The following is an 11,710-nucleotide window of genomic DNA, read 5'->3' on the forward strand; positions in this document are numbered from 1 at the left end:
CCCTCCAAACGCCGCCGCGCCGGGGGAACCCTCCCCCGGCGCGGTCTTCCCCTGGCGCGTCCATCGGCGACATGATACGCGTTCTGGCCATGGCCGACGCGACAGCCGATACCCCCGCCGCCCGCCGCGCCAGGCGACGGTTCCTGGCCCGGCGGCGCTGCCTGCGGGCGCTGCGCCGCACCTTGGCGTTCATCGTCGTGGTCACGCCTTTTTGCTATTTCGGCTTCCTGATCTGCTGCCATATGCCGCCGGAATGGCAGCGTGGCCTGCCCAACCTGATCCTTCTTTACGAATGGTGGATGTTTTTCCGCAACGCTTTTACGCTGTTGCGAAACATCTGGTTCACACCGCTCCTGGCCGTGCTGCCGCTGCTCGTCAACGTGGTCTTTGTTGTCGCCTATCCCCCCGGCCAAGCCTGGAAAATCCGTCGCGACACCTACTTCAACCAGTTCCTGGATGACCGCCTGGCCGTGATCAAACACATTGAGAACGGCGATTTTCCGGGATTTACGCCCCGTGAAGGCTACGTTGCCTTGCCAGAAGCCTATGCGCATACATCAATTTCACGCGGGTGCGTCTCCTACACCCGGGGAGACAATGGCTATACCATCTTTTTTTATACTTCCTGGAATGTCTTGGAAACATACCAAGGCCTTGAGTTTGACAACAAATACAGCAAAGATGATCCACCACCCCAGGAAAACAACAAGTATATAGAGTTCATGGCACCGCAGTGGTACTATCTCGAATATTGACTCTACAGATTGCGGCTTGACCTATTTTTACAAAAGTACACCAAGACGCCATTCCAAAATCATATTATCAATGCAGAGCTTCTAGAACTCTTGACGGCAGTCGACCGACGCTCTCCCACTCCTCTCTTTCGACGACGGGGCGGATAGTATCCAGGTCACGGAGCATGTCACCGACTGAAGTTTGTTTTACAAATACCTCCCTAAAATACCTAAACCCATTTTTTATCATTTCCTGATCCTTTTCCTGATCGCCGTAGGGCGGTTGACCTAAGAAATCCATAGAATGATGCAATCCATATGCAGCAGCGCCTGCGATGTCATCTTTACCGAGTCTCCTAGTCGTATCAACAATAGTTTGAACCAAACCAGCTGCCCGCAATGCTGCATTCTCTGAAAATCCGAACGCCAAGGCAACAGCTCCATAATTGAAGTTGCCGAAATCTTCATAAATTCCTTTACGCCCCAGCAATTTGTAATCCATTTCACCACCTGGAGCAAGTCGCTCAATGAACCATGCATTGCTTACGCTCACCAAGGCTCTGCGAATATTCCAATCAATGTCAACGCCTGGAGGCGATGGCGGTATATGGATAGGATCATATTTTAATGGATATCTACTAAACGTGCCATACGACGAGTCAATGTTTCTGCCTTGTATCTTATTCTGAAGTGCAAAAGCTGATTCAATTTCAAAGCTCCCCAGGCTCCGGGAAAGCTGTGATCGCAAAGACCATTCTACTTCCAATTCGCGCGGCTCGCGGGGCATAGACACTCCATTTTGAAGATCTTACAAATTACCGATACGTTACTCACTCATAAATCTACAGACTTACTACTCTGTCAACATTTCGCCAAGCCAGTCATAACCTTATTATAGTCCAGTCGACCTCAACACCAGGAGGACTCTCGGGAATTTGAACAATTCTCGACACCGCATCTCTACTTCCATATTCAGGATACGACCAACACAGCATGCCATAAGTACTGACCCTACCCAACAATGCGTATGTCGCCTCAGCTTCCAGCCCGCTCAAGCTTCTATAACAATCCAGCTGCAGTTTGAATTCAGACTGACCTTCAGGCGCATCCTGAGACATAATAGACCTCACATTCTGGATAAAGAAGTTGCTACTCCACATCCTAATAAGTTCATGTAATTCTATTTGTGTAAACCGATATTTTTTGCTAACCAATAAATCCAACTTTTACAGAGTTGCCCTTGAGAAAGTACAGACCCCTTACTCCTGTGGGACGCACCGCATTTCTGGCCCGACGGCGCTGCCTGCGGGCGTTGCGGGCAACGCTGGCCTTTGTCACGCTTGCCGCCCCCTTTTTCGCCAGCGGGCTGTGCTGACCTGCCGCATGCCGCAACAGACGCAGCGCCTCATCGCCGAAGGCGCGACGTGGTACTTCTTCTGGCTCTTCTTCAGGAACGTCGGAACCGGCATCAAACACTTTCGCCGCGCCCTGCTCCTGTCCCTGCTGCCCATTGTCGTGTATATTTCCTCGCTAGCCTTCTTGTTGTCGGGGGTACTCTGGAAGCTCAACTACACATCCTATTTCAAGCAGTTCTACGCTGAGAGAATGCATATCGTCGATCTCTTGCAAAATGGCGTCCTGTCCTGTTCCGACAAGACGCCAGAAGCCGTCACGCTGCCGCCAGCGCTTGGCCACATTGTGCCCATGGACTATCCTGTCTTGTGTTCAAGAAGCGCATCCGGCTATCGTGTGGAATTTGTCATAGAGATTGAGACATCGTCGCGCAGCAGCTTCGTGTATGCCCCGCCGCAGGACATGGACACGCCGCCGCCAGGAACCAGCCTGCTGCAAATAGAGCCTCTGGCCCCAATGTGGGCCTTGGCGTGCTACTGGCGGGACTGACGCCGCCCCGCCGCCGGACAACCCGCGCCTGGAGATCCTGCGGCTGGCCCCGCTGTGGGCCATGCTCTCCTACGGCTAGAACGCGGCAAGATCAGCCCGGACGGCCACAACGCGCCGGGAACCCGGCCTTGCCTATTTCCCGGCCCTGGCCTACAGCCAAAGCATGGATATTCCTGCCAAGGACGCCATTGCCGCCGCCAACCGGCGCTACAAGCGCAGCCTGACCCTGCGCTACCTCATCGCCTTGACCCTGGCCGCCGTCCTGGCCCTTTGCTCCTATCTGCTTTTTCGCCACATCATGGCCGCCGTGGACCGCGCCGCCGCCGTCACCGCCGTGTCCGGCTCCCAGCGCCTGCTCACCCAGCGCGTGCTGGCCCAGTGCCTGCTTCTGGCCGCCGCCGACGACAACGAAACCCGGCGCGACATCAAGGCCCGGCTGGGGCAAGCCCTTTCCGCCCTGGAGGTCAACCACCAGCGCCTGCTGGCCGACCTCGACGATCCCGCTTCCCTGGCCGCCGCCGCCCCGGACCTGCGCGACGTCTACTTCAAACCGCCCTACGACCTGGACAAGGGGATGCGCCTTTTCCTCAAAAACGCCCGGGCCTTCGCCACCTCCGAAGCGGCCCGGCCGTCCCTGTCCGACGAGGCGTTTCTCAACCTGCTGGCTTACGGCGAAAACGAACTGTTGCGCGACCTCGGCTTTGTCATCCAACGCTACCAGCAGCTGGCCATGTCGCGGCTGACGGTGCTGCGCCGGCTGGAAAGCGGGGCCACCCTGGGCATGATGGCCGTTTTGGCCGCGTCGGGACTGTTTATTTTCCGGCCCATGGTGCGCCGCATCTGCGCCGACCGGGAACGCCTGCAGGGAGCCAACGACGCCCTGGCCGAACTGGCCGTCACCGACCAGCTGACCGGAGCCTACAACCGGCTCAAATTCAATGAGGTGATGCACACGCAGGTGGCCCGGGCCGCCCGCTACGGCGAGGCGCTGTCCGTGGTCATGTTCGACATCGACCATTTCAAGGTGGTCAACGACACCTACGGCCACGGGGCCGGCGACGATATGCTGCGGGAGCTGGCCCGGCGGGTGATCGAGGCCACGCGCGGCGTGGACTGGCTTTTTCGCTACGGCGGCGAGGAGTTCGTGGTGGCCGCGCCCCACACGGCCCTGGGCAACGCCGCCCTTTTGGCCGAGAAGCTGCGGCTCATCGTGGCCGGCACGCCCTTTCCCCACGGCATCCCCGGCAGCATCAGCCTGGGCGTGGCCGAGCTCAAGCCAGGAGAATCGGTGGAAGAGCTCATGGCCCGGGTGGACGCGGCCCTGTACACGGCCAAGAACGCCGGCCGAAACCGCGTGGCCGTGGCCGGCTGCGCCTCGGAAAACGGCACCCAGTGCCCCCTGCCTGAACCCCTGCCGACCATCTAACGCCAATTCTCGTGTTGCTATGATTGTATAGTTGTAAAACATAACTGTCGTTATGTTTTACAATAGGCATAAGCCCACCGCCCCCCTTCAGGGAGGGTCCGGGAGGGGGTTACCCCCTCCCGGCCGCCGGAGGCATCTTCTCCCCAAACGCCGCAGGCGCGCCGGCCAGGGCTTCCAGGCGGGCGGCATCGAGAATCTCCACCGCGCTGCCGGTCAGGCTGATGAGTCCCTCGTCCACGAAGCGGCGCAGCACACGGGAAAGCGTTTCAGGGATGGTGCCAAGGTAGGCGGCCAGCTGGCCCTTGGGCAGGTCGAGGGGCAGCACGCGTTTTTTGCTTTGCGCGCCCAGCAGCAGCAGATGGGAGGCTAGGCGCGCCGGCACTTCGCGAAGGCTTAAGTCTTCGAGCTTTCGCACCAGCTGGCGCAGGCGGATGGAGAGCAGGCCCAGCATGGTCAGCGCCAGGTCCGGGTCGTCGGCCAACAGCTTGCGGAAGCGTTCACGCGGGAAAAAGAGGTAATCGCCCTCTTCCATGGCCTGGGCGTTGGCCGGATAGACGCCGCCGGCAAAGACGGCCACCTCGGCGAACACCTCGCCCGGGCCGAACACGTGGATGATGTGTTCCTTGCCGGAAAGCGACGTCTGGTAGATGCGCACCTTGCCCGAGGCCACGGAGAAAAACCCCTCGGCCGGATCGCCGGAAAAAAAGATGTCCTGCCCGCGCCCGTAGCGCCGCACCTCGGCCACGGCGGCCACGGCGGCCAGTTCCTTGGGGGCAAGCCCGGAAAACAGACTAATGTCGCCCACGGCCTGGTTTTTGTCCACCACTGCTCCTCCCCTGTTGACGCCGTTTGACCTAAGTCAAGGCGCAGCATGGCTTTCCCAGTCAGCCTGGGCCAAGCCGTCTCACCCCGCCGCCGGTCTAAACCGGCAAAGGATACGCCATGATTGCGGAAGTCGTCATACTCGAAACCTGCCGGGGCGTCACGTCGGGAGTCTGTCCCCACGCCGCGCCTCTGTCCGCGGACACCCTGGCCGAGCTGGTGGAGCTGGCCGCCAGCGCCGCCGTGCCCGAGGCCCTGGCCGGGCTGGCCCGGCCGCTTCGCCGCCACGAACAGTTCCGTCTGGCCGTGGCGGCCTGTCCCAACGCCTGCGTGCGCCCCCAGGTGGCCGATCTGGGGCTTGTGGCCGTGCGCGGGGCGACCATCGCTCCCGACGCCTGCCACGGCTGCGGGGCCTGCGCCGAGGCCTGCCCGGACGCGGCCATACAGGTCACCGCCGGCAAGGCGGTCATCGACCAGGGCACATGCCTGGGCTGCGGCGTTTGCACCCGGGTCTGCCCAAGCCGGGCCATCGCCGGCGGCCCGGTGGCCTACCGCGTCTTCCTGGGCGGCAGGCTCGGCCGCCGACCGCGCCTGGGCACGGAACTTGGCCGCGATCTTGCGCCCCGGCAGGCCGTGGAACTGGCCCGCCGGACCCTGGCCGTCTTTGCCCGGGACATGCGCCCTGGCCGGCGTTTCGCCGATCTCGTCTTTCCGGGCGGCCTGCCTGGGCTGCCGGCCTGGGCGCTGTCATGACGGCCCTTGGCGTGACGCTGCAGTTCCTGGGGCTGCTTGTTTTCGCCGCCCACAGCCTGCGCGGCGGCGATCTGGGCCTGTGCGCCTCCGTCCTGGTCCTGACCGGCTGTCTGGCGGCCCGGCGCGACCTGGCCCGGTGGCTGGTTGGTCCAACCCTGTTGGCCGCCGGGTTGGTCTTTGCCGAGGCCGGGCGCGACATGGTCGCTTTTCGGCTGGCGGCCGGCCTGCCCTGGCTGCGCTTGGCCGGCATCATGGCCGGAGTGGTGGCCGTGTGCCTGGCTGGCGGGCTTTTTGCCTTCACGCGCCGGGGCGAGGCCTTTGGCCGCCACGGCCCAGGCAACGCCGCGCCCCGGGCGGCGGCGTTCTGGATCGCGGTCGCGCTTTTGGCCGTGGCCCGGGCCAAGGTCGCCTTTCCGATCCTGCTCCTGGACCGGTTTGCGCCTGGCTGGGGGTGGCTGGAAATCACGGCCCTGGGCCTCTACGCCGCCTGGCTGACCGGCTTGATGCTGGCCACGCCGCAAACCGGTCCGTTACGGTCGCGCTACTGGGCGGCCTTTTCGCTGGTGTTTTTCGGCCAGCTGGCCCTGGGGTTGGCCGGGGCCACGGTCTTTCTCATGACCGGGGCGCTGCATCTGCCCGTGCCGGCGCTCATCGCGGCCGGTCCGGCCTACCGGGGCGGCGGCTATTTCATGCCCATCCTCTATCTGTCCACGGTGCTGCTGGTCGGCCCGGGCTGGTGTTCGCATCTGTGCTACATCGGCGCGGCCGACGACGCCTGCGCCCGGCTTGGCCGAGCCGTGCCCAGGCGGCTTCCGGCCGGGCGGGTCTGGTGGCGGGTGGCCACCTTGGCGCTCACCGTCGGCGGCGCGCTGCTCCTGCGCTGGCTGGAGGTTCCCCTGGACGTCGCCGTCACGGCGGCGGCCGTCTTTGGGCTTGTGGGTCTGGGGATCATGGCGACCATCTCCCGCAAGACCGGCGTCATGGTCCATTGCACCATGTATTGCCCCATCGGGCTTTTGGGGAATATCCTCGGAAAAATAAGCCCCTGGCGGGTGCGCATCGGCCAGGGCTGCGACGGCTGCGGCCGGTGTTCGCGAGTCTGCCGCTATCTGGCGCTGACCCCGGCCGATCTGGACAAGGGCCGGCCGGGCCTGTCCTGCACGCTGTGCGGCGACTGCCTGTCCGCCTGTCCGGGCGGGCGCATCGGCTTGCGGTTTCCGGGGCTGTCGCCCGAGGCGGCGCGCCAGGCCTTTTTCGCCCTGGTGGTGGCCCTGCACGCGGTGTTTCTGGGCGTGGCGCGGATTTGAGGCAGGCCAAAGCCTTGCCCCATTGAAACCGTGGCGGCGGCGATTGCCCCTTCCTTTGTCGCCTGATCGGCACTATAGGAGTCCCAGGTTTCAACTTGAACAGGAGCAGAGCCCATGGGCGCGTTTTCGATCTGGCACTGGCTGGTGGTCTTGGGAGTCGTCATCATCCTCTTCGGCCCCAGCCGGCTGCCGAGCCTGGGCCACAACCTGGGCAAGGCCATCCGGGGCTTCAAGGATTCCATGGGCGAAAAGGATATCACGCCGGTCGATCCTCAAAACGACCAGAGACGGTCCTAGACGATCCCAGACGATCGCAGCGACAAAAGCCCGCGCTTCTTTTTACGGAAGCGCGGGCTTTGTTATGGGCAGGATCGGCGGATAAAACGTCGGTCGCCCAGAGACCGGCCCCGCCAGCTCTCGCGCCTACCTTCCTCCCGGCAGCGCCGGCCGACGCCCGCCGCCCGCCGACAGGGCCGCGCCGCCGCTTTCGCCCTTCATGTCGGCAATAAGCCCCTTGAGCGCCTGGGCCTGCTCGGCCAGCTCGGTCACGGCCCGCGACGACTGGCTCATGGCGTCGGCGGTTTCCGAGGAAATGCGGCTGACCGCCTCGATGGAGCGGTTGATCTCCTCGGAGGTGGCCGATTGCTGCTCGGCCGCCGTGGCGATGGAACGCACCTGCTCGGAGGTGGTCTCCACCAGGGCCACGATGCCCTGCAGCGACTCGCCGGCCTGCCGGGCCAGATCCGTGGCCCCGTCGATGGCGACCGTCGCCTGCTCCACATTGCCGATGTTCTTGCGCGCCCCGTCCTGGATGGAACGGATGGCGTCGCCCACCTCCTTGGTGGCGACCATGGTCTTTTCGGCGAGCTTGCGGACCTCGTCGGCGACAACGGCGAAGCCGCGCCCGGCCTCGCCGGCCCGGGCCGCCTCGATGGCGGCATTGAGCGCCAACAGGTTGGTCTGGTCGGCAATGTCGGAAATGACGTTGAGCACGTTGCCGATGCCCTCGGCCTGCTGCCCAAGGGTCGTCATGTCGGCCTTAAGCCCCGTGGCCTGGGTTTGGACCTTGCCGATGCCCGCGATGACGTTGGCCACGATGCCGGCCCCGTCCTCGGCCCGGGTCCGGGCGTTTTCGGCGGCGGTGGCCGCTTGGCCGGCGTTTCGCGCCACCTCCAGCACCGTGGCGTTCATCTCTTCCATGGCCGTGGCCGTCTCGGCCACCCGGGCGCTTTGCTCCTCGGAGCCCCGGCTCGACTGCTCGACCTGGGCGGCCAGCTCATCGGAAGCCGAGGACAGGATGTCCACCACGTCTTCGAGCCGGGCGGCGGCATGGAGCATCCCGTCGGTTTTGGCCTGCTCGGCTTCCTGGCGCGCCGCCTCGGCCGCCTGGCCGGCCTGGGCCGCCCGGGCCGATTCCTCGCCGGCCAGCCGGGTCTTTTCGTCGGCCTCGGCGATCATGCCGCGAAGGCTCGCCACCATGCCCCGCAGGGCCTGGGCCAACCGGCCGATCTCATCACGCTGACGCAGGGCGATGGGATGCTCCAGATCGCCCCCGGCCACGGCCTGGGCGGCCCGGGCCAGCCCCGTCACCGGCCGCACGATGGCCCGGGCGATGAGAAACACCGCCGCGATCAACACCGCCAACCCGCCCAGGCACAGCCACAACAGCACCATCTGCATATGGCGGGCGTTTTCCATCATGGCGTCCTTGGGCAGGCCGGCAATGAAACTCCAGGCCCCATCCACGCCTTCCAGTCGCACCGGGGTGAGGCTGTAGAGCATCTCCTCGCCGTTGGCCGGCGACTTCTGAGTAAAAATAAGGCTCTTACCGTTCTTGACGGCCTCGGCCAGGGGCTTGCGGTTGGCTTCGTCAACCAGATCCGCCGCCTGCTTGCCGATGATGTCTTTTTCCTTGTGGGCCACGATCATGCCGGAATCGGACAGCAGCACGCCATAGCCCGTGCCGAAGACCGTGATGCCCGAAACGAGCTTCTGAAGCCCCTCCAGGCTGATGTCCAGACCGGCCACGCCCTTGCCCTTGTCCGTCATGGGCACGCAGGCGCTCACCATCATCCGCTTCTTGCCGGCCACCTCGTATTCCGTGGGTTCGACGAGGAGCGTCTTGTTGGTTTTCAGCGGCTGCCAGTACCATTTGTCCTCGGCGCTGCTGCTGGTGGACAAGGAGGCCGTGGCGTGGGTCTCCTCCACGCCGGCCCCGCCCCGGATGACGTAGGGCAAAAACCGGCCCGATTCCTCGTGCAGGGCGTCGGCTTTGACGAATTCGCCATCCCGACCGTCAAAGGCGTCCGGCTCCCAGGCCGTCCACACGCCAAACACCTCAGGCAGCGCGGCCAGGGTTTTATGCAGCAACTTGGCCACCGCCGCCCTTTTGGGCGCGTCGCCGGCGCGTTCGCTGGCCACGCCGGCGGCCAAAACCTTGGCCGAGTCCATGGCCGCGCCAAGCTCCCCCTGCACCATGGCCGCGTAACGGGCGCTCACCTCTTCGGCCAGACGCCGCGTTTCGACGGCGGCGTTATTCTCGATCCCCGTGCGCACGACAAGCAAAATGGCGGCGAACACCGCAATACATACCAATGCGATCGGAAAGAGAATCTTGTTACGCAACTGCCAATCCTGAAACATGCGCGCCTCCGGTAAACAGCATGAATAATGGTGCGTCACAGGCAAAAAACGCCAGCCTTTAGCAACCCCAGTATCCTGGGAACATCGCAATTACAAGACGGCCCTACGCCATATCCGCTTCGGCCAAGTTTGGAATTTAGCGTCGTCTCCGCCCCTCCGCCCGGCCTTGAACCAACGCCAACATGGTCCACGCCAGGCCTCGGGGCATCCGCGGCTTGACCTTTTTCCCTTCTCGCGGTTTATACTGAAACCATCCCTCACAGGTCTCCTGCCCGGGGACGGCGGCGTTTTTTCGAAGCTCCGCCGTCGCTCCCGGCAACCGGTCGCGACTTTTCGTTTCGTGGCCCCGCGTCGCGCGTCGCCGAAAAAAAGCGGACCTCTCGAAAAAAAAATCGTCCTTTTGACTTAGGTCAAACCGCTTTCGGCCCGGCCCGCGTAGACCCGAAACCAACGAAACGGGAAACCGACCCCAACCCAAACGGAGGACGACATATGTTTTGCTACCAGTGCGAACAGACCGCCAAAGGCCTTGGTTGCGACAAAATCGGCGTTTGCGGCAAGCAGCCCGACGTCTCCGATCTGCAGGATCTCCTCGTCTATGCCCTGACCGGCCTGGCCCAAGCCGCCGTGGCCGCCAAGGCCGAGGGCGTGGCCGTGCCGCTGGAAACCGGCCGCTACTTCGCCAAGGCCATGTTCTCCACGCTCACCAACGTCAATTTCGACGCCGCCGACTTCGTGCCCCTGATCAACGAAGCCGTGGCCAAGCGCAAGGCCCTGGCCGCGCTGATTAAGGCCCAGCTGCCCGAAGGCCCGGCCAGCTACGTCCCGGCCCTTGATCTCGCCGGCCTCATCGCCCAGGGCCACATCCATGGCCTCAAGGACATCCCCGAGACCAACGACGACATCCGCTCGCTCAAACACACGCTGATTTTCGGCATCAAGGGCATCGCCGCCTACGCCGACCATGCCGCCATCCTCGGCCAGGAAGACCCGGCCGTGTACGAATTCCTCTACGAAGGCATGGCCGCCACCTTCACCACCGACAAGGACCTCGGGGCCTGGGTCGCTTTGGTCCTCAAGTGCGGCGAAGTGAACCTGCGGGCCATGGAGCTTCTCGACGCCGCCAACACCGGCGCTTACGGCCACCCCGTGCCCACCGTCGTGCCCCTGGGCCACAAGGCCGGCAAGGCCATCCTGGTTTCCGGCCATGACCTCAAGGACCTCAAGCAGCTCCTGGAGCAGACCGCCGGCAAGGGTATTTTCATCTACACCCACGGCGAAATGCTGCCCGCCCACGGCTATCCCGAACTGAAGAAGTACCCCCACTTCCACGGCCACTACGGCACCGCCTGGCAGAACCAGCACAAGGAATTCGCCGCCTTCCCCGGCGCGATCCTCATGACCACCAACTGTATCCAGAAGCCCGCCGAGAGCTACCTGGGCAGCATCTTCACCACCGGTCTGGTCGGCTGGCCCGGAGCCGTCCACGTGAAAAACGGCGAGTTCGGCCCGGTCATCGAAAAGGCCCTGGCCATGCCCGGCTTCGCCGCCGACGAGGACAAGGGAACGGTCATGACCGGTTTCGCCCGCAACGCCGTCATGAGCGTGGCCGGCACGGTCATCGACGCGGTCAAGGCCGGCAAGATCCGCCACTTCTTCCTGGTGGCCGGCTGCGACGGGGCCAAGCCCGGCCGCAACTACTACACCGAGTTCGTGGAGAAGGCCCCGGCCGACACCATCGTGCTGACGCTGGCCTGCGGCAAGTTCCGCTTCTTCGACAAAAAGCTCGGCGACATCGGCGGCATCCCGCGCCTGCTCGACATGGGCCAGTGCAACGACGCCTACTCGGCCATCCAGGTGGCCCTCGCCCTGGCCGGCGCGTTTAACTGCGGCGTCAACGACCTGCCGCTGTCCATGGTCCTGTCCTGGTACGAGCAAAAGGCCGTGGCGATTCTCCTCACCCTGCTCCACCTGGGCGTCAAGAACATCCGCCTCGGACCCAGCCTGCCAGCGTTCCTCACCCCCAACGTGCTGAACTTCCTGGTCGCCAACTACGACATCAAGCCCATCAGCACCCCGGACGAAGACCTTAAGGCGATCCTCGGCTAGTCAGCCTGCGCCAC

General features: G+C 63.7%; 10 protein-coding genes. 7 read left to right on the forward strand and 3 right to left on the reverse strand.

Translation table 11 applies throughout. The features are described 5' to 3' along the window. The first annotated feature begins 89 nt into the window (after window positions 1-89). A complete protein-coding gene (locus C3Y92_RS15545) occupies window positions 90-755 on the forward strand; it encodes a hypothetical protein (protein WP_129354038.1) in 666 nt (221 codons plus the stop codon). A 67-nt stretch (window positions 756-822) separates the two neighbouring features. Here the strand turns inward: C3Y92_RS15545 and C3Y92_RS15550 are convergent, their stop codons facing one another. Then, the gene (locus tag C3Y92_RS15550) at window positions 823-1,521 is read right to left on the reverse strand and encodes a polymorphic toxin type 44 domain-containing protein (protein WP_129354040.1); all 699 of its coding nucleotides are present in this window, start codon (window positions 1,519-1,521) and stop codon (window positions 823-825) included. Between the two features lie 596 nt (window positions 1,522-2,117). Between C3Y92_RS15550 and C3Y92_RS15555 the strand changes: the two genes are divergently transcribed. Together C3Y92_RS15555 and C3Y92_RS15560 are read left to right on the forward strand one after the other, a co-directional pair. Then, entirely contained in the window at window positions 2,118-2,636 is a 519-nt protein-coding gene (locus C3Y92_RS15555) for a hypothetical protein (RefSeq protein WP_129354042.1), read from the forward strand. 163 nt (window positions 2,637-2,799) lie between these two features. After that, entirely contained in the window at window positions 2,800-4,062 is a 1,263-nt protein-coding gene (locus tag C3Y92_RS15560; RefSeq protein ID WP_129354044.1) for a GGDEF domain-containing protein, read from the forward strand. Window positions 4,063-4,171: 109 nt separating this feature from the next. On the opposite strand, the gene C3Y92_RS15565 is transcribed toward C3Y92_RS15560, so the two are convergent. Then, a complete protein-coding gene (locus tag C3Y92_RS15565) occupies window positions 4,172-4,885 on the reverse strand; it encodes a Crp/Fnr family transcriptional regulator (protein WP_129354046.1) in 714 nt (237 codons plus the stop codon). A gap of 119 nt (window positions 4,886-5,004) precedes the next feature. Here C3Y92_RS15565 and C3Y92_RS15570 point away from each other — a divergent pair, with 119 nt between their 5' ends. From C3Y92_RS15570 to C3Y92_RS15580, 3 genes are all read left to right on the forward strand, one after another. Then, the gene (locus C3Y92_RS15570; RefSeq protein ID WP_129354048.1) at window positions 5,005-5,637 is read left to right on the forward strand and encodes a 4Fe-4S binding protein; all 633 of its coding nucleotides are present in this window, start codon (window positions 5,005-5,007) and stop codon (window positions 5,635-5,637) included. Then, window positions 5,634-6,944: a 4Fe-4S binding protein gene (locus C3Y92_RS15575; RefSeq protein ID WP_129354050.1), complete on the forward strand. Its 1,311-nt coding sequence runs from the start codon at window positions 5,634-5,636 to the stop codon at window positions 6,942-6,944. The genes C3Y92_RS15570 and C3Y92_RS15575 overlap by 4 nt, the downstream gene beginning before the upstream one ends. Window positions 6,945-7,058: 114 nt before the next feature. After that, window positions 7,059-7,241: a Sec-independent protein translocase subunit TatA gene (locus C3Y92_RS15580; protein ID WP_129354052.1), complete on the forward strand. Its 183-nt coding sequence runs from the start codon at window positions 7,059-7,061 to the stop codon at window positions 7,239-7,241. A 126-nt stretch (window positions 7,242-7,367) separates the two neighbouring features. Here C3Y92_RS15580 and C3Y92_RS15585 read toward each other — a convergent pair whose 3' ends face one another. After that, entirely contained in the window at window positions 7,368-9,587 is a 2,220-nt protein-coding gene (locus C3Y92_RS15585; protein WP_129354054.1) for a methyl-accepting chemotaxis protein, read from the reverse strand. Window positions 9,588-10,079: 492 nt separating this feature from the next. On the opposite strand from C3Y92_RS15585, the gene hcp reads away from it, so the two are divergent. Beyond that, window positions 10,080-11,696 carry a hydroxylamine reductase gene (gene hcp, locus C3Y92_RS15590; protein ID WP_129354056.1) on the forward strand — a complete coding sequence of 539 codons (1,617 nt, stop codon included), beginning with the start codon at window positions 10,080-10,082 and terminating at the stop codon, window positions 11,694-11,696. Window positions 11,697-11,710 lie beyond the last annotated feature (14 nt).

This window comes from Solidesulfovibrio carbinolicus (genome assembly GCF_004135975.1).
Classification (GTDB): domain Bacteria; phylum Desulfobacterota; class Desulfovibrionia; order Desulfovibrionales; family Desulfovibrionaceae; genus Solidesulfovibrio; species Solidesulfovibrio carbinolicus.